This window comes from Frigoribacterium sp. PvP032, assembly GCF_017833035.1.
GTDB lineage: Bacteria > Actinomycetota > Actinomycetes > Actinomycetales > Microbacteriaceae > Frigoribacterium.
The window spans coordinates 1783430-1801517 of sequence record NZ_JAFIBM010000001.1 but is presented as its reverse complement, the minus strand read 5'-3'; the positions used below and the strand labels follow the sequence as shown (position 1 = coordinate 1801517).

Annotated in this window: 16 protein-coding genes; 6 read left to right on the top strand and 10 right to left on the bottom strand. The window is 73.4% G+C overall.

Annotation, left to right across the window (positions count from 1 at the left end):
* Nucleotides 1–39: 39 nt before the first annotated feature.
* The 5 genes from holA to JOE35_RS08260 all read right to left on the bottom strand — a co-directional run bounded on the left by holA (nucleotide 40) and on the right by JOE35_RS08260 (nucleotide 8667).
* A complete protein-coding gene (holA, locus tag JOE35_RS15625; protein WP_307803131.1) occupies nucleotides 40–1002 on the bottom strand; it encodes a DNA polymerase III subunit delta in 963 nt (320 codons plus the stop codon).
* Nucleotides 911–3613 carry a ComEC/Rec2 family competence protein gene (locus JOE35_RS16105; protein ID WP_209560698.1) on the bottom strand — a complete coding sequence of 901 codons (2703 nt, stop codon included), beginning with the start codon at nucleotides 3611–3613 and terminating at the stop codon, nucleotides 911–913. The genes holA and JOE35_RS16105 overlap by 92 nt, the downstream gene beginning before the upstream one ends.
* On the bottom strand, nucleotides 3610–4371 hold the full coding sequence (locus tag JOE35_RS08270) for a ComEA family DNA-binding protein (RefSeq protein WP_209560697.1): 762 nt from the start codon (nucleotides 4369–4371) through the stop codon (nucleotides 3610–3612). Before JOE35_RS08270 ends, JOE35_RS16105 begins: the two co-directional genes overlap by 4 nt.
* Before the next feature lie 97 nt (nucleotides 4372–4468).
* Nucleotides 4469–6985 carry a leucine--tRNA ligase gene (leuS, locus tag JOE35_RS08265; RefSeq protein WP_209561943.1) on the bottom strand — a complete coding sequence of 839 codons (2517 nt, stop codon included), beginning with the start codon at nucleotides 6983–6985 and terminating at the stop codon, nucleotides 4469–4471.
* Nucleotides 6986–7218: 233 nt separating this feature from the next.
* The gene (locus JOE35_RS08260) at nucleotides 7219–8667 is read right to left on the bottom strand and encodes an anthranilate synthase component I family protein (protein WP_209560696.1); all 1449 of its coding nucleotides are present in this window, start codon (nucleotides 8665–8667) and stop codon (nucleotides 7219–7221) included.
* Between the two features lie 11 nt (nucleotides 8668–8678).
* Between JOE35_RS08260 and JOE35_RS08255 the strand changes: the two genes are divergently transcribed.
* Complete coding sequence (locus tag JOE35_RS08255; RefSeq protein ID WP_209560695.1) at nucleotides 8679–9497, top strand: aminotransferase class IV; 819 nt, start codon at nucleotides 8679–8681, stop codon at nucleotides 9495–9497.
* A 52-nt stretch (nucleotides 9498–9549) separates the two neighbouring features.
* Nucleotides 9550–10206: a DedA family protein gene (locus JOE35_RS08250; protein WP_209560694.1), complete on the top strand. Its 657-nt coding sequence runs from the start codon at nucleotides 9550–9552 to the stop codon at nucleotides 10204–10206.
* 58 nt (nucleotides 10207–10264) lie between these two features.
* On the opposite strand, the gene JOE35_RS08245 is transcribed toward JOE35_RS08250, so the two are convergent.
* The 5 genes from JOE35_RS08245 to JOE35_RS08225 all read right to left on the bottom strand — a co-directional run bounded on the left by JOE35_RS08245 (nucleotide 10265) and on the right by JOE35_RS08225 (nucleotide 14372).
* Nucleotides 10265–11197, bottom strand: coding sequence for an ABC transporter substrate-binding protein (locus tag JOE35_RS08245; RefSeq protein WP_209560693.1), 933 nt, complete (start codon nucleotides 11195–11197; stop codon nucleotides 10265–10267).
* Nucleotides 11194–11937 carry an ABC transporter permease gene (locus JOE35_RS08240; RefSeq protein WP_209560692.1) on the bottom strand — a complete coding sequence of 248 codons (744 nt, stop codon included), beginning with the start codon at nucleotides 11935–11937 and terminating at the stop codon, nucleotides 11194–11196. Before JOE35_RS08240 ends, JOE35_RS08245 begins: the two co-directional genes overlap by 4 nt.
* Nucleotides 11934–12662 (bottom strand): ABC transporter permease, encoded by a 729-nt coding sequence (locus JOE35_RS08235; protein ID WP_209560691.1) that lies wholly within the window; start codon nucleotides 12660–12662, stop codon nucleotides 11934–11936. Before JOE35_RS08235 ends, JOE35_RS08240 begins: the two co-directional genes overlap by 4 nt.
* Nucleotides 12659–13582, bottom strand: a complete 924-nt coding sequence (locus JOE35_RS08230) for an ABC transporter ATP-binding protein (RefSeq protein ID WP_209560690.1) — start codon at nucleotides 13580–13582, stop codon at nucleotides 12659–12661. Before JOE35_RS08230 ends, JOE35_RS08235 begins: the two co-directional genes overlap by 4 nt.
* A 142-nt stretch (nucleotides 13583–13724) precedes the next feature.
* Nucleotides 13725–14372 (bottom strand): TetR/AcrR family transcriptional regulator, encoded by a 648-nt coding sequence (locus tag JOE35_RS08225; RefSeq protein ID WP_209560689.1) that lies wholly within the window; start codon nucleotides 14370–14372, stop codon nucleotides 13725–13727.
* Between the two features lie 138 nt (nucleotides 14373–14510).
* Between JOE35_RS08225 and JOE35_RS08220 the strand changes: the two genes are divergently transcribed.
* The 4 genes from JOE35_RS08220 to JOE35_RS08205 all read left to right on the top strand — a co-directional run bounded on the left by JOE35_RS08220 (nucleotide 14511) and on the right by JOE35_RS08205 (nucleotide 18051).
* The gene (locus JOE35_RS08220) at nucleotides 14511–15233 is read left to right on the top strand and encodes an SOS response-associated peptidase (protein ID WP_209560688.1); all 723 of its coding nucleotides are present in this window, start codon (nucleotides 14511–14513) and stop codon (nucleotides 15231–15233) included.
* A gap of 44 nt (nucleotides 15234–15277) precedes the next feature.
* A complete protein-coding gene (locus JOE35_RS08215) occupies nucleotides 15278–16330 on the top strand; it encodes an App1 family protein (RefSeq protein WP_209560687.1) in 1053 nt (350 codons plus the stop codon).
* A 96-nt stretch (nucleotides 16331–16426) separates the two neighbouring features.
* Complete coding sequence (locus JOE35_RS08210; RefSeq protein WP_209560686.1) at nucleotides 16427–16774, top strand: helix-turn-helix transcriptional regulator; 348 nt, start codon at nucleotides 16427–16429, stop codon at nucleotides 16772–16774.
* Nucleotides 16771–18051 (top strand): type II toxin-antitoxin system HipA family toxin, encoded by a 1281-nt coding sequence (locus JOE35_RS08205; protein ID WP_209560685.1) that lies wholly within the window; start codon nucleotides 16771–16773, stop codon nucleotides 18049–18051. Before JOE35_RS08210 ends, JOE35_RS08205 begins: the two co-directional genes overlap by 4 nt.
* The last annotated feature ends 37 nt before the right edge of the window (nucleotides 18052–18088 follow it).

Genomic DNA, 18088 nt, shown 5'->3' with positions numbered 1-18088 from the left:
GTTCGCGTGGACGGGAGCCGGGCGGTTCGGGCGCCGAGGTCAGCGGCCGAGCGCGCCCCGCGTCGCCACGGTCGTCACCATCCGCTCGAGCGCGTAGATCGCGTCGCGCTGGGCGCCCTTGACCGCGGCGTCCGTCTCGGCGAGCAGCTCGATGCACCGACCGAGGCCCTCCTCGCTCCAGCCGCGGACATCGCGCTGAGCGCGCTCGACCTGCCACGGGGCCATGCCGAGACGTGAGGCGAGCTGCCCGGAGGGCCCGTAGACGCCCTGGACCTTCGCCATGGTGCGGATCTTCATGGCGAAGGCCGCCACGACGGGCACCGGGTCGGCACCCGACGAGAGGGCGTGCCGCAGGAGCACGAGCGCCTCGCCCTGACGCCCCGCGATCGCCGCGTCGGCCACCTTGAAGGCGTTCGTCTCGACGCGGCCGGCGTAGTACTTCTCGACCGTCGCCTCCGTGATCTCGTCCGCCGCGTCGGAGATCAGCTGCTGGCAGGCGCTGGCGAGCTCGGCCAGGTCGTCGGAGAAGGCCGTCACCAGCGCCCGGAGCGCCCCGCCCGACACCCGTCGTCGCGCCGACCGGAACTCGCCCGCGGCGAAGTCGTGCTTCTCGGTCTCTTTCTTGAGCTCGGCGCAGACGACCTCGACACCGCCGCCGACGCCCGCGCGGATCGTGTCGAGCAGCTTCTTGCCGCGGACTCCCCCGCCGTGCCGCAGCACGAGGTACGTGTCGTCGGCTGGTGACTCGAGGTAGCGCAGCGTCTCGGTGAGGAACGCGTCCGTGCACTTCTCGACCGACACCACGCGCAGGAGGCGCGGCTCGGCGAACAGGGACGGGCTCGCGAGGGTGATGAGCTCGCCGGGCTGGTAGTGGTCGGCCTCGAGGTCGTGGACCTCGAGGCTCGGGTCCTCAGCGACGAGCTGGTCGCGGAGCTGCCGGACCGCACGCTCGGCGAGGAACTGCTCCGGCCCGCTGACGAGGACGACCGGCGCGGGGCGGATCGCGTGCCAGGGGACCTGGTCGACGGCGACGCTCGCCTTCTTCGTCGTCGTCTTGCCGGTGGTTCTGGCGGCCACGGTCCTCCTCGGTCGAGGACGCCGAGGGCGCCCTCGACCCAGCGTAACGGCCTCCCCCGACGTCGGCGGGCCGGCTCGTGACCTCGTCGGTGTCGTCCGCATCGTCCCCGCGAGCACCGTCCCGCTGACGCCAGAGCCGCAGGCCGGCGTCGCCGACCACGACCGCGGCGTCGCCGTCGACGTCGGTCCTCGTGATCTCGCCGCCCGCCTCCTCGACCATGTCGAGCGCCTCGCGCCTCGGGTGCCCGTAGGTGTTGTCGGCGCCGACCCCGACGAGCCCGACCGACGCCGCGGCCGCCTCGTACAGGGCCGCGTGCTGGTCGGCGGAGCCGTGGTGCGACACCTTCACGACGTCGACGCCCGTGAGGGACCCGCGTGCAGCCGACAAGAGGCGACGCTGCGGCGCCTCGGCGAGGTCGCCGAGGTCGAGGAAGGAGAGACAGCCCGTCGCGCAGCCGGGCAGGGGCCGCCACAGGACGACGACGCTCGCGTCGTTGCCCGCTGCGGCTGCGCCCGTGCCGGCCGGCCAGAGCACGCTCCAGCCGAGCGCGCCGAGGACTCCCCCCACGTCGGCTGTGCCCTCGACGACGTCGGCGCCCCCGGCGACCAGCTCGTCGACGAGCCGATCGTCCGCCGGGCTCTCGGCGGGCCCGACCACCGCCCGGCCGACCCGACCCGTCACCACGTCGACGGCCCCGACGTGGTCCGTGTCGAAGTGCGTGAGCACCAGGAGGTCGACCCGGTCGACCCCGAACCGGCGGAGGCAGCCGCCGAGCGCCTCCTCGTCGTCGCCCACGTCCACGAGGGCGACCTGGCCGGCGCTCCGGATGAGGACCGCGTCGCCCTGCCCGACGTCGCACTGGGCGATGGTCCAGTCGTCGGGCACGGCGCTCCGCTCCCCCGTGCGGACGCCCGTCACGACGCCGCCGCCGACCACGAGCGCGCCGACGAGCAGGACGACCGCCACCCGCCGTAACGGCCCCTCCGACCGTGCCAGCACCGCCCCGGCCACGAGGAGGGAGAACCCGGCCAGGACGACGACGCCCGTGGCCCCGCCTGGCCAGTCGACGCGCGCGAACGGCCACGACGCGACGGAGCGGGCCACGGCGCCGACCCACGTGGCCGGCACCCACGCGACACGCGCGACGAACTCCGCGAGACCCGGCGCCCAGGAGGCGGTCGCACAGACGACGAGCCCGCCCACGGTCGCGAGGGGCGCGGCCGGCTCGGCCAGCACGTTCGCCACGACGCCGTGCACCGGCACGCGCGGGTCGAGCAGCAGCAGCACCGGCTGGCACGCGAGCTGGGCGGCGCTCGGCACCGCCAGCACCGCCGCCAGCGGACGTGGGACGACGCGGGCGAGCGCGTCGGCCAGCGGCGCCGCCAGCACGACGAGCCCGGCCGTTGCGAGCACGGAGAGCGCGAACCCCAGGTCGCGGGCCAGCCACGGGTCGACGACGAGCAGGCCCGTCAGCGCCAGCGCGACGACGGGGAGGCCCGACACGGGCCGGGCCGCCGCGAGGTGCGCGAGCACGACCAGGGCCATCACCGAGGCGCGGACGATGCTCGGCTCGGGGGTGACGAGGCCGAGGAACGCGAGCAGCATCGCCGCAGCGAGCACGAGGCGCACCAGACGCGGCACGCCGAGCGCCCCGCCGACGAGCACCACGAGGGCCACGAGCACGGCGCAGTTCGACCCGGAGACCGCGGTCAGGTGCGAGAGCGAGGACGCCTTCATCGCCTCGTCGAGGTCGTCGCCGACGGCGGACGTGTCGCCGAGGGCGAGCCCCGGCAGCAGGCTCCCGCCGTCGCCCGGCAGGTCGGCGGTGACGGCACGGAAGTCGGAGCGCACCGAGTCGGCGAACCCGGAGGCCCCCGAGGGTCGCACCCCGGGGACGACCTGGCCCCGCACAGCCGCGACGAACGCGACGTCGTCCCCAGCCTCGACAGGGAGCACGGAGACCCGGACGGACAGCTCCTGCCCCACCTCGACGGTCGCCCCCGCAGGGAGTCGAGGCCCCAGGAGGAGGAACGAGGCCCGGCCGCGCCACACGACGTCGTCCGCGACGACGACCTCGCGGACCGCCACCTGCACGGCGCGCGTGCCCGGCACCACGCGGCCCTGCGCCGTCCCGTGCAGCTCGGCCGAGTGCCCCACCAGCCCGACCAGCGCCTCCGGGTAGCGGACGTGCTGTCGCACGGCTGCACCCGCGAGCACCAGCCCCGCGACGACGGCCACGAGAGCGAGCAGGGCCGCCGCCGGGACGACACGCGAGCGCGAGGACGAGGACGGCGGCGACGGCGAGGACGGCGGCACCGACGACGGCGACGACGAACGAGGCAGCGTCGAGGACGTCAGGCGCCGTGCCCGGCTGCCGAGGACGACGGCCCCGGCCAGGGCCGCAGCCCCGACGAGGAGGAGCAGGACGCTGACGGCGACGTGCAGGTCGGGGCGCGGCAGCACGACGACGAGGACCACCCACGACGCGCCGGCCGGCGCCGCCCAGCGGACGTCGACCTGGGTCGGCGCCCTCACACCGTGACCAGGGGCGTGAGCGTCGCGAGCGTCTTCTCCCCGATGCCGGTGACGCCCAGGAGGTCGTCGACCGACCGGAACGCGCCGTTCTCCCGGCGCCAGTCGAGGATCGCCGCAGAGGTCGCGGGTCCGACCCCTGGAAGGGTCTCGAGCGCGGCGGCGTCGGCCGAGTTGAGGTCGACGAGAGCGCCGCCGGCGCCCGACGCGCCTCCGCCCGCCGCACCGCCGGCACCGCCTCCGCCCGCCGCACCGCCGGCGACGCCTCCGCCCGCCGCGCCGCCGACGCCGCCCGCCCCGTCGGCCGTCGCCTCCCCCACCGCCGGCACGTACAGCTGCTCGCCGTCGACGAGGGGGCGCGCCAGGTTGACCGCGCCCTGCTCCGCATCGTCGGCGAAGCCACCCGCCGCGGCGACGACGTCCACGACGCGGGCCCCCGAGGCCAGCTCGTAGAGACCGGGCGACGCGACCCGGCCGTGCACGTGCACGAAGACCGCCGAGCCGGACGCCCCCGGCACCCCAGTTGCCCCCGTCGCCCCCGTCGCCCCCGACGCGTCGCCCGCTCCGACCGGCTCGTCAGCCGACGTCGGCCGCGACGTGATCGCGGTCTCGCCCGAGCCTCCTCGTGTCGCCGTGGCCGAGATCGCGACGGTGACCGCTAGCACGGCCAGCACGAGGACGACCACCGCCCCCACGCCGAGCCGCCAGCGAGGCCCGCGAGGGGCCGCGGGATCGGGGGCGGAGCGGAAGTCGACGACCATCCCCCGACGGTAGGAGGCACGGCGCAGCCCCCGCAGACGACGACGGCCGCCCTGGGGAGCCAGGGCGGCCGGTCGCGGATGGGGAGGAGCGGGAGCGCTACTTCACCGCGATCGCGACGAGGCGAGGTGCCCGGACGACGACGTTGACGATCTGCTTGTCGCCGACCGCGCGCTGCACCGCGGCCGAGTCGCGGGCCAGGGCCTCGAGCTCGTCGGACGAGATCTTCGGCGAGACCTCGAGCCGGTCGCGGACCTTGCCGTTCACCTGCACGACGGCCGTGACGCTCGTCTCCACCAGCAGCGTCGGGTCGGCCCGGCGCCAGCCGAAGTGGGCCACGCCCACGCCGTCGTAGCCGAGCAGCTCCCACATCTCGGACGCCGTGTACGGGGCGAAGAGCGAGAGGCCGAGGGCCACCGTCTCCGTCGCCTCGCGGACGGCAGGGTCGGAGGCGCCGGCACCACTGTCGATCGTCTTGCGGACCGCGTTGACGAGCTCCATCAGGCGAGCGACCACGACGTTGTACTTGAACGCCTCGCTGAGCCCGGGGGCCTCGGCGAGGAACCGGTGCGTGACCCGCCGCAGGGCCTGGTCGCCCTCGGCCCACACCACGTCGCGCGGGCTGTCGACGTCGGTCGCCAGCCGGAACGCCCTGGCGAGGAACTTCGCGGACCCGGCCGGCGACACGTCGGCCCAGTCGATGTCGTCCTCCGGCGGGCCGGCGAACGCCATCGTGAGGCGGATCGCGTCGACGCCGTGCTTCGCGATCTCGTCGGAGAGGCTGACGACGTTGCCCTTGCTCTTGCTCATCTTGGCGCCGTCCTGCAGCACCATGCCCTGGTTCAGCAGGGCGCTGAACGGCTCGGTGAAGTCGACGTGGCCGAGGTCGAAGAGCACCTTGGTGATGAAGCGCGCGTAGAGCAGGTGCAGGATCGCGTGCTCGACGCCGCCCACGTACTGGTCGACGGGTGCCCACTTGCTGGCCTGGGCCGGGTCGAACGCCCGCTCGGAGTCGGTCGGGTCGAGGAACCGGAGGAAGTACCACGAGCTGTCGACGAAGGTGTCCATCGTGTCGGCGTCGCGACGCGCGGGCGAGCCGTCGCGCGGGTCGGGCACGTTGACCCAGTCGGTCGCCGCGCCGAGGGGCGAGCTGCCCTTGGGCTTGAGGTCGAGGCCCTCGGTCGACGGCAGGAGCACGGGTAGCTGCTCGACCGGCACCGGCACCTCGACGCCGTCGGCGCCGTGCACGATCGGGATGGGCGTGCCCCAGAAGCGCTGGCGCGAGATGAGCCAGTCGCGCAGCCGGTACGTCTTGGCTGCCTTGCCTGCGCCCTGCTGCTCGAGCAGCTCGATCACGCGCTTGATGGCGTTCGACTTGCTGAGGCCCGTCAGCGGCCCCGAGTTCATCAGGCGGCCCTCGCCCGTCAGCGCCACCCCCGTCGACGCGGGGTCGAGGTCGGGCAGGTCGTCGGGCAGGATCGCCTGGCCGTCGTCGTCAAGCTGCAGCTTGGGGATCACGCCCGTGACGGGCGCGTTGGTGTCGACGACGACGCGCACCGGCAGGTCGTACCTGCGGGCGAAGTCGAGGTCGCGCTGGTCGTGGGCGGGCACGGCCATGACGGCGCCGTGGCCGTAGTCGGCGAGCACGTAGTCCGCGGCCCAGACGGGCATGGGGTCGCCCGTGACGGGGTTGACCGCGACGCGCCCGAGGGGCACGCCGGTCTTCGGGCGCTCGCTCGACTGGCGCTCGATCTCGGTCGCCTTCTGCACCTCGACCAGGTAGGAGGCGAACGTCTCCTTCACGTCGTCGGTCGCGTCGGCGACGAGCTCGGCCGCGAGGTCGGAGTCGGGCGCGACGACCATGAAGGTGGCGCCCCAGAGCGTGTCGGGACGGGTCGTGAAGACCGTGACCCGCTCCTCCCTGCCCTCGATCTCGAAGTGCACGTCGGCACCGATCGACCGGCCGATCCAGTTGCGCTGCATGTTCAGCACCTTGGTCGGCCAGTGGCCCTCGAGCTGGTTGAGGTCGTCGAGCAGGCGGTCCGCGTAGTCGGTGATCTTGAAGTACCACTGCGTCAGCTTCTTCTTGACGACGACGGCGCCCGACCGGTCGGACGTGCCGTCGGCGAGCACCTGCTCGTTCGCGAGAACGGTCTGGTCGACCGGGTCCCAGTTGACCCAGCTGTCCTTGCGGTAGGCCAGGCCCTTGTCGTACATCTGCAGGAACAGCCACTGGTTCCACTTGTAGTACTCGGGGTCGCTCGTGTGCAGCACCCTGTCCCAGTCGAACGACGGGGCGTAGAGCTTCATGCTCGCCTTCTGCTGCGCGATGTTCGCGTAGGTCCACTCGCGGGGGTCGACCCCGCGCTTGATGGCCGCGTTCTCGGCGGGCAGGCCGAAGCTGTCCCAGCCGATCGGGTGCAGCACGTTGAAGCCCTGCTGGCGCCAGTAGCGCGTGACCATGTCGCCGAGGGCGTACTGCTCGGCGTGCCCCATGTGCAGGTCGCCGGACGGGTACGGGAACATGTCGAGGATGTACTTGCGCGGCCGCTTGTCGTCGGGGTCGACGGCGAAGGGCTTCGCCTCCTCCCAGATCGCCTGCCACTTCTGCTGCAGGCGGGCAGGGTCGTAGGCGCGCTCCGTGTCGCCCTCGGCGTGGGCCGGGCTCGCTGACCCCGGCGTCGTGGACGCGGGGGTGGTGGACGCCTGGTCGGCGGACGCTGTCGTGTCGTGCTCGTGGGCCACGGGACTCTCAATCGCTGCGGTGGGGAGGTGGACGGCCCGAGGGCGCCCCGAGGGGCGCGCACGCGCGGCGGTCCGTCGTCCAGGGTAGCGGGCCGATCCGCCCGTCAGGGCACGGACCGCGTCGACACGGCGGGGGCCGAGGAGGCGCCCTCCGGGACCGCCTCGAGGGCGCGCAGCAGGGCGGCCGCCTTGAGTCGCACCTCCTCGAGCTCGACGGACGGCACCGACGATGCCGTGATCCCTCCCCCGGCTCCGACGCTCGCGCGGCCGGGCCGTCGCGGCGTGGCCTGCTCGACGACGATCGACCGGATCGCCATGGCGAGCGAGGCGGATCCGTCCAGGCCGAGGTGCCCCACCGCCCCGGCGTACACGCCGCGCGGTCGCCCCTCCCACGCCGCGAGCAGCTGCACGGCCCTGCGCTTCGGCGCGCCGGTCATCGACCCGGCCGGGAACGTCGTCTCCACGGCGTCGAGCGCCGTGCGGCCCGGTGCCAGGACCGCCGTCACGGTGCTGACCAGCTGGTGCACGTGGCGGTACGACCGCACGGCGAACAGCTCGGTCACGGCGACCGTGCCGGGGACGGCCACACGGGTGAGGTCGTTGCGCACGAGGTCGACGATCATCAGGTTCTCGGCGAGCTCCTTCTCGTCGGCGCGGAGCTCGGCGACGGCGCGGTCGTCGAGCGTCGGGTCCGCGGACCGCGGCCTGGTCCCCTTGATCGGGGACGACGACACCGTCCCTCCCGTGTCGACGAGGAGGAACGACTCGGGAGACGCCCCGAGCACCGAGGTCGGGCCGATCCGCACGAAGGAGGCGTGCGGGGCCGGCGAGGACCGGCGCAGCCTCCGCCAGACGGCCAGGTCGTCCACGTCGCCCTCGACGGTGGTCGTCGTGGTGAGGCAGAGGACGTAGGCGTCGCCCGTGGTGATGGCCTGCTGACAGCGCTCGACCAGCGTCAGGTAGGCGGCGTCGTCGTGCTGGCGGCGGGCCCGGCGCGGCGCGGCCGTCGACCCGGGCGAGGGCCCGAGGTGGGGCTCGGGGTCGGGCTCGGGGTCGCCCTCGGGCACGTCGACCCAGGCCGCCGCGACGTCCGACAGCCACCGGTCGTCGCCCAGGACGACCGCCTCCACCGTGCGCCGGCCGTGGTCGAAGACCAGGGCCCGGTCGGTGAGCAGCAGCGCGAGGTCGGCCGGGCCGTCGTGGTCGGGCACGAGCCCGGTCGTGACCGAGGGAGGCGCCCCCCGACCCTCGCCGACGGTCGCGTCCCGGTCGAGCAGCCAGGTCCCGACGCCGTAGCCGAGCCACCCGGTCGGCCCGAGCGGGTCGGCGTCGGGTCGCGGATGAGCGAGGACGGCCCGGAGCTCGGTCCACGCGGCGGCGAGGGGGTGGGGGCCCGTCGCCGTGAGCGCCGGGCCCCAGGCGACGACCGATCGACCGGACGTGGCACCGGGCCCCGCGTCGGTCCAGGCCACGTCGCCCGTGCCCGCGAGGGCGAGCACCACGGCCTCCGGGTCGCGCCACGGGAGCGGACGACGGTGGACCGGGAGACGCATACCCTGAGTGTATGAGCCCCGGCGAGACCCTCCTGTGGCGCGACGGCGCCCTCTCGGCGTCGCGGGGCACGCCGCGGGCCGCAGCGCCTGTCGCGTCGCCCTCCGACGTGCTCGTGGCCGACTCGTGGCTCGTGCTCGACGGCGCGGTCCGCGCCCTGGACGTGCACCGCGACCGCTTCACGACCTCCGTCGCGGCGACGGGACTCGTGGCCGACGACGACGTTGCCTCTTTCTGGGACGCGGTCGTCGGCCGCCTGCCCCGGGACGGCGCCTGGTTCCCGCGGGTCGAGCTGGTCCGCCCCGACGCGACGACGACGCCGGAGCTGCGCGCACGGCTGCGGACCGCTCCCGACCGGACGAGGTCGGTGAGGGTGGCGACCGCGACCCGCGACCCCCGCACCTCGCCGTTCGTGAAGGGCCCGGACCTGGCCGCCCTCGGCGACCTGCGCTCGGAGGCCGCCGCGCACGGAGCCGAGGAGGCGGTGATCCTCTCCCCCGAGGGCCACGTCGTCGAGGGGGCCTGGAGCTCCCTGGTGTGGTGGCGCGGCGACTCGCTCTGCACGCCCGCCGACGACCTGCCCCGCCTGCCGGGGGTGACGTCACGCACCGTGCTGACCCTCGCCGCCGTGCTGGGCGTCGACGTGCTGCACGACCGGACGACACCGGCCGAGCTCGACGGCGCCGAGATCTGGTCGCTCAGCGCCCTGCACGGCGTGCGGATCGTCTCCGGCTGGGTCGACGGCCCCTCCCCGGCCGAGCAGCCGGGGCGGCTCGCCGCGTGGCAGGCCCGGCTCGACGCCCTGCGTCGTCCCCTCCCGGCGCGACCTTGACCGACCTCCGGAGCCAGGGCCCTCCCGGGCGGCCGTGAATAGGATCGGCCGGGTGAACGACCTGCTGACAGGACTGCTCGACCTCGTGCAGTCGGTCGACCCGCTCCTCCGGACCCTGCTCGCCGGGCTGGCGATGGTGCTCGAGACGAGCGTGCTGCTCGGGCTGCTCGTGCCGGGGGACACCGTCGCCGTGGTCTCCGCGACCGCGGTGGTCGGCCCGGTCGAGTTCGCCTCACTCGTCGTCGCCCTGGTGCTCGGCGCCCTCATCGGCGAGAGCATCGGCTTCGCGCTCGGGCGGCACTTCGGCCCGGCGATCCGACGCAGCCGCCTCGGTCGGCGGCTCGGCGAGGCCAACTGGGTCAGGGCCGAGAACTACCTCGCGCGTCGCGGCGGCATCGCGGTGTTCGTCTCGCGGTTCCTGCCCGTGCTGCACTCGCTCATCCCCCTGACCGTGGGCACGAGCCCGATGCGCTACCGGACGTTCCTGGCCTGGACGACGCCGGCCTGCCTGCTCTGGGCGACGGCCTACGTGTCGGTGGGCGCGGCCGCAGCCGGGAGCTACCGAGAGCTGGCCGACCGGCTGCACGGCGCCGGCTACGTCTTCGTCGGCATCGTCGTCGCCTTCGCCGTGGTGGTGCTGCTCGTCAAGCGGGTCGTGCACCGGCGCGAGGAGAAGCACATGGCCCACCCCGACGACGACGCGGCCTGAGCCGGGACGACGGAGGGGCCGGCACCTGCGTGCCGGCCCCTCCTCTGCTCGTCGCTGGTCAGCCGACGAGGCCCTTGCTCTCGAGGAAGTCCTTGGCGATGCTGCCCTCGGACTCCTTGTCGGTCTGGCTCTTCGAGTTCATCTCCTGCAGGTCGGCCGACGTCAGCGCCGCGTCGACCGCGTCGATGATGTCCTGGGCGCCCTGGTCGACCTTGTCCGACACGATCGGCACGACGTTCTGCGGCAGGATCATGTTCTCGGGGTCGTCGAGGGTGACGAAGTCGTTCTCGACGATCAGCGGGCTGGCCGAGTAGAGGTCGGCGATCTGGACGCTGCCGTCCGACAGCGCCTTGGCCGTCAGCGGGCCGCCTCCGTCGTCGATCGGGGTCGAGGTGACGTCGACGCCGTAGATGCTCTTCAGGCCGGGAGGGCCGTAGGGGCGATCGACGTTCTCGGGCGGGGCGCCGAGGGCGATCGAGCCGGAGTAGTCCTTGAGGTCGGCCAGGCTCGTGATCCCGTTCTCCTCGGAGAACTCCTTCGTCACGTTGTAGCTGTCCTGGTCGGTCGCCTCGGCGGCGGTCAGGCTGGTGAGGCCGTCAGGCAGCGCGTCGGCGAGGGCCGACTCCACCTCCTCCGGCGTCTTCGCCGTCGTCTCGGCGTCGTAGAACTGCAGCAGGTTGCCCGAGTACTCGGGGAACACGTCGATGCTGCCGCTCTCGAGCTCTGGCAGGTACACCTCGCGCTGGCCGATGTCGTACTGACGGTCGACCGTGTAGCCGCCGTCCTCGAGCGCCTGGGCGTAGAGCTCGGCGATGATCTTGTTCGAGTAGTACTGCTGCGAGCCGATCACCAGCGCGTCGGAGGACGACGCCGTGTCGTCCGAGCCGCTGCTGAGGGGGTCGCTCGACGAGCACCCTGCCAGGGCCACCACGGCCCCGATCGCGACTGCGCCGAGAACGGCGAGCCGGCCTTTCTTCGCTGTGTAGTTCACTGTGTTCCTTCTTCCTGGAGGGGTGTTGCGGTGCCCGGGGCGCGTCGGGCGACGCGCGCGCGGGTGTCGGTGGGGCGCCCGGCGGTGACGCCGGCCGGGACGACCAGTCGCTGGACGACGGAGAAGACCGCCTCGAGGGCCACGGCGAGGACGATCACGAGGATCGAGCCGGCGAGCATCCGGCCGTAGTCGTTGGCGCGCAGCCCGATGATGATGTAGCTGCCGAGGCCGCCGGAGCCGACGATGGTCGCGAGCGTCGCGGTCGCGACGACCTGCAGCACCGCCGATCGGATCCCGCCGATCAGCAGCGGCAGCCCGAGGGGGACCTCGACCCGCGCGACGATCTGCCACTCGGTCATGCCGACGGCACGGGCGGCGTCGACGGTCGAGCGGTCGACGGCCTCGAACCCCGCGTAGGCGCCGGCGAGCACCGAGGGGATCGCGAGGACGACGAACGAGATCATCGGGGCGGTCAGCCCGATGCCCACCAGGCCCGCGATCAAGGTGATGACGCCGAAGGTGGGCAGGGCCCGCGCTCCCCCCGAGACGGCCACGGCGATCGCTCGGCCCCTCCCGGTGTGGCCGATGGCGAAGCCCACGGGGACGGCGACGATCGACGCCAGGGCGACCGCCACGACCGAGTACCAGAGGTGCTCGCCGAGGCGCGTCGGGATTCCGTTCGCCCCTGCCCAGTTGCTGCCGTCGCCGATGAAGGCGAAGGCCTCCGCGAAGAAGTTCACGAGCCCACCGCCTCTCGACGGGGCGTCCGGGACGAGGAGGCGCCGGTCGCGGACGAGCGGGCCGGGGACCGTCTCGAGGAGGCGCGGGGCGGTCGGCCGGGACGGCTCCAGGGCATCAGGGCGCGTCCGAGCAGGACGAGCAGCCCGTCCAGCACGAGCGCCATGACGATGGTGATCACGATGCCGGCGAGGATCTCCGACGGGATGTCGCGCTGGAAGCCGTCGATGAAGAGGAGGCCGAGGCCGTTGACGCCGAGCACGCCGCCGACGGTGGCGAGGCTGACCGTGCTGACGACCACGACCCGCAGGCCCGCGAGCATCACGGGACCCGCCAGGGGGAACTCGACCCGCCAGAATCGCTGCCAGCTCGAGTAGCCCACGGCCGTGGCCGACTGCCGCACGTCCGCCTCCACGGCGCCGAGGGCGTCGGCGACCGAGCGGACCATCAGCGCGACGCCGTACAGCGTGAGCCCGATGACGATGTTGACGGGGCTGCGGAGCGACGTGCCGACGATCGCCGGGAGCACGACGAACAGGGGCAGCGACGGGATCGCGTAGAACAGCCCGGCGACCGTGAGGATGCCGCGCGACACGCGGTAGCGGTTCGCGAGCCAGCCGATCGGCAGCGAGATGACGAAGGCGAGGACGACGGGAGGCACGCTGAGGGCGAGGTGCACCAGCGTCTTGTCCCAGATGTAGTCGGCGTTCGACCAGATCCAGTTCACGACGCGTGCCCACCCTGCGCCGGGGCACCCGGTGCCGTGACGGCACCGGCCTCGCTCGTGGTCGCCGTGCCCGTGGAGCTCGACGAGCTCGACGGCGGCACCGTGACGGGTGCCGTCAGGACGCCGGTCGTGCGGCCCTCGTCGTCGACGACGACCTGGCCGGTGGCTGTCTGCTCGATGTGCAGGGCCCGCTTGCCGCGGTTCGAGCCGACGAAGTCGGCCACGAAGTCGCTGGCCGGGTCGGAGAGGATCTCGGCGGGCGAGCCCTGCTGGGCGATCTTGCCGCCCTTCTCGAGGATCACCACCTGGTCGCCGAGCAGGAAAGCCTCGTCGATGTCGTGCGTGACGAACACGACGGTCTTGTCGAGATCACGCTGCAGCCGGATCAGCTCGCGCTGCAGGTCCGCCCGCACGAGCGGGTCGACGGCGCCGAAGGGCTCGTCCATCAGGAGGATGTTCGGGTCGACGGCGAGGCCCCTCGCGACGCCGACGCGCTGCTGCTGGCCGCCGCTGAGCTGGCTCGGCCAGCGGTCGGCGAGCGACCGGTCGAGGCCCACCGTGTCCATCAGGTCCAGGGCCCTGCTCCGCGCCTCCTTCTTGGAGACGCCCTTGAGGACGGGGACGGTGGCGATGTTGTCGACGACCCGACGGTGCGGCAGCAGACCCGAGTTCTGCATCACGTAGCCGATGCTGCGACGGAGGCCCACGGGCTCGAGGCCGCCGATCTCGTCGCCGTCGATCTGGATGGACCCGCTGGTCGGGTCGACCATGCGGTTGATCATCCGGAGGATGGTGGTCTTGCCGCAGCCGCTCGACCCGACGAAGACGGTCGTCTGACGGGACGGGATGACGAGGCTGAAGTCGTCGACGGCCAGGGTGCCGTCGGGGTACTCCTTGGTCACAGAACGGAACTCGATCATGGGTGGCTCATTCCTCGTGGGCAGCACGAATCGACACTTGCCAGTCCCGACACTGAACCACACGACGACGGATGAGGGCCGACTCGGATCCGTCCGACTCGCGGGACGGACCGACCAGGGCCCTGGACAGCTGCTCGACGCGTCAGGCGAGGGTGAGGTGCGACTCGAGGTAGGACTTCGACACGCGGCGGCACTGGTCCACGAAGCGCGCGTCGCCGTCGCCCCCCGCGAGGAACGCCCTGGCGAGGAGCGAGACGCCGATCTCGACGACGACCTGCACGGCCAGCTCGGACTCGTCGTCGCGGACGACGCCGAAGCGCTGCTCGAACATCCCGAGCACGGCCTCCGCGAAGGGGCTGAGCGAGGAGGTGGCCTGCGGCGAGCCCGCGTCGGGAGCGTCGCTGAAGCGGATCGCCCGGAAGCCGGGCTCGTTGCGGTAGAGGTCGACCTTGGAGTCGATCACGATGTCGACGGCTCCGCGCCAGTCGGCCGCCCCGTCGGCGTCGAGGGTCTCGGCCACCCTGTTCGTCAGGCGCTGCACGCAGCGCAGGGCGAGAGCGTCGACGACGGCGATGCGGTCGGGGAAGTACCGGTAGACGGTGCCGATGGAGGCGCCTGCCCGCTCGGCGACCATGGCCGTCGTCAGGCGCTCGTAGCCGATCTCGTCGATGATCGCGGCGGCGGCGTCGAGGAGGCCGGTGAGCCGGGCGGAGCTGCGAGCCTGCACCGGCTCGTTCCTGAGCAGCGACGAACCCCCGGGCAGTGCGTCGTGGAGGTCGGTGACGAGCAAGGGGTTCTCCTTCGTGCGGCGCCGCCGGGGCGACGTGGTGCGTGCGGTGCGGTCCGTGACCGGCGGGTCAGGGGCCCGAGGGGGGCGTCAGGGGGACCTCGTCGGCCGATGTCGGTCGCAGCCGGGAGAATGGTGCGCATGTGCGGACGATTCGTGATGGCGCGTGCCTCGAGCGACCTGGTGCCCTTGTTCGACGTCGACGTCTCGGGCGACAGTCTCCCAGACCCTTCCTGGAACATCGCTCCGACCCGCCCGGTGACGGTGCTGATCGACGCGGCGCCCCGCGGGGACGACGCGGGCGGGCCACCCGTGCGCCGCCTCGCCGCGGCCCGGTGGGGCCTCGTCCCGGCGGGCTCGGACGGCCCCGTCGGCCCCCCGGTGTTCAACGCGCGCTCCGAGACGGCGGCCGAGAAGCCGATGTTCCGTGAGGCCCTCGTCTCGCGGCGGGCCCTGGTGCCGGCGACGGGCTGGTACGAGTGGCAGGCCCTGCCCGACGGCGGGAAGCGCGCCGTCGCCGTGCGGCTCCCCGACGACGAGGTCCTCCTGTTCGCGGCCCTGTACGAGTGGTGGCGCGACCCCGCTGCCGAGGTGGGGTCCCCGTCTCGGTGGCTGCTGTCCACGACCGTGCTGACCCGCGCCTCCTCGGGGCCCCTCGCCGACGTCCACGACCGGATGCCGGTGCTGGTGGGCGCCGACGTGATGGACGACTGGCTCGACCCCGAGGCCGAGGGGGACGACGACCTGCTGCAGGGCGTGGCGGGGCTGTCGGACGAGACGGCGGCACGGCTCGTCGTGCACGAGGTGTCCCCCGACGTCGGGTCGGTCGCGAACGACTCCCCGTCGCTGCTGCTGCCCGTGTGACGCCGAGACGGCACACGCTCGGTCGACCGTGCGAGGATGACTGGATGCCCGACATCCGAAAGCCGGCCCCGGCCGCTGTCGAGCCCCTCCTGCACCGGGCGGCGCGCATCGAGAACTCCGTGCACCGGTTCCGCGAGAAGCGTGCCCGCAAGCGCGGCCTCCGTCCGACGATCGTGCCGTACACGGGCTACGGCTCGAGCGGGTGGGTGCGCGTGCTCTCCCGCGTGCTGCTGACGCGCACCGGCACCCTGGACGGCGCCGACCGGGCGAACGTCCGTGGCTGGCGCAGCTTCACCAGCGTGCCCGTCGAGCACGCCGTCGTCGAGGTGACCATCGGCGGCCGCACGCAGACGGTGACCACGGATCGCGGCGGCGTCCTCGACGTGCGCCTCGAGTCGGACCTGGCGCCGGGCTGGCACGTCGTGACGATCACCACCGAGGGCTCCCTCCCGGTCGAGGCCCCCGTGGCGGTGATCGACCCCGGCGCGCGCTTCGGCATCGTCTCGGACATCGACGACACGGTCATGGTGACGTCGCTCCCCCGGCCCTTCCTCGCTGCCTGGAACACGTTCGTCCTCAACGAGCACGCGAGGCGACCGGTGCCCGGCATGGCGGTGCTCTACGAGCGGCTGCACGCCTCGGTCGAGGGCTGTCCCGTCGTCTACCTGTCGACGGGCGCCTGGAACGTCGCGCCCACGCTCTCCCGGTTCCTCTCCCGCAACCTCTACCCCAGCGGGCCCCTGCTGCTCACGGACTGGGGCCCGACGCACGACCGGTTCTTCCGCAGCGGCCGTCTCCACAAGCAGGGGTCGCTCGACCGCCTGGCCGAGGAGTTCCCCCAGGTGCGCTGGCTGCTCGTCGGCGACGACGGACAGCACGACGAAGAGCTCTACGGCCGGTTCCTGCGCGACCACCCCGAGAACGTGGCCGCGGTCGCCATCCGCGAGCTGTCGCCCAGCGAGGCCGTGCTCGCCGGCGGACGGTCCAGGTCGGAACACGCCCAGGGCACCGACGTCGCGTGGGTGTCGGCCCCTGACGGCGCGGGTCTCTGGGACCAGCTGACGGACGCCGGGGTGGTCGACGCTCGGACGTCCTGAGCTGATCTGACGAGTTGCAGTCCTGCTATGACGGGAAATCCCGTTGCCAGAGCCCCAGATGGCTCTTATGATCGGAAATCCACGTACAGGAGAATCATGACCGATCAGCCTTCCTCCGACTCGCCCGCCCGGTCCACCCACGAGTGGGAGGCGCGGGTCGGCGACCAGGTGCGAGCGCTGCGGCTCGAGGCCGGTCTCGACCAGGTCTCGCTGGCACGGCGGGCCGACGTCTCGACCAGCACGCTCCAGTCGCTCGAGAACGGGCGAGGGAGCACCCTCACCAGCCTGGTGCGCGTGCTGCGGGCACTCGACGCGGAGGACGCCCTCGACGCCCTCGCCCCGGCGAGCGCCGTGAGCCCCATCGACGTCCTCCGGTCGGCCGACCCGGCCCCTCGTCGTCGCGTCTACCGGCCGCGGGCGCCGCGCGGGAGCAGCGGATCATGAGCTGGGTGCCGGTCCAGGCGGTGGAGGTCACGGCCTGGGGCGAGCGGGTCGGCGCGGTCGCCCTCGATCCCTCCCTCGGGGCGTACGTGTTCGAGTACTACCCGGAGTGGGCGGCGCGGGGCGTCGAGCTCGCACCGCTGACCATGCCGGTGCGTCGGCGCCGCCACGTGTTCCCGCAGCTGCCGGAGGCGACGTTCCACCGCCTCCCCGCGTTGCTGGCGGACGCGCTGCCCGACGACTTCGGGAACGCGGTGATCGACGCGTGGCTGGCCCGCCAGGGAGTCGGGCGCGGGGCCGCGACGCCGCTGGACCGGCTCGCGTACATGGCGGACCGCGCGATGGGCGCCCTGGAGTTCAGGCCGTCGAGGGGGCCGCGGCACCGGACGACGAGCGCGGTCGAGCTGAGCGACCTGGTCGCGGGTGCGCGGAGCGTGCTCGACGCCGAGTTCTCGAACGACAGGGAGACCGAGTCGGCGATCCGCTCCCTGATCCAGGTGGGGACGTCGGCGGGAGGCGCACGGGCCAAGGCCGTGGTCGCGTGGGACCGCGGGACCGGCGAGGTCAGGTCGGGCCAGCTGCCGGCTCCTGAGGGCTTCGAGCACTGGCTGCTGAAGCTCGACGGCATGGGGGCCGACTCCGAGCTCGGACAGGGCGACTCGTCAGGTCGGGTCGAGCTGGCGTACTCGGCGATGGCGGGGGCCGCCGGCATCGACATGACCGAGTGCCGGCTGCTCGAGGAGGGCGACAGGGCGCACTTCATGACCCGGCGCTTCGACCGGCTGGCGTCGGGCAAGGCGCACGCGGTGACCCTCTGCGGCACGGCTCACCTCGACTACCGCCAGCGGCAGGTGCACGACTACGGGCAGCTCTTCGACGTGACGGCCCGCGTCGTCGGGCGCGAGGCGCTGCCGCAGGCTTTCCGGCGCATGGTGTTCAACGTGCTGGCGGCGAACAACGACGACCACACGAAGAACACGTCGTTCCTGCTGAGGTCGGCGACGTCGTCGTGGGAGCTGGCCCCGGCGTACGACGTGACGTTCGCGCACAACCCGACTGGCCGGTTCACGGACCAGCACCTGATGGGGGTCGACGGCGTGTGGCGGGACCCCGCCGAGGCGGACGTGATGCGCCTCGCCGACCGGCACCTCGTGCCCGGCGCCTCGGACATCGTCGCCGAGGTGCACGACGCCGTCGCGGGCTGGCGCGGCTTCGCCGACGAGGCAGGGGTGCCCGACCGGGTCGTGCGGCACGTCGAGGAGAGCCTGCTGCCCTGGTGACGTGGGCCCTGGCCGATGTCGGAGGCCCGACCTACAC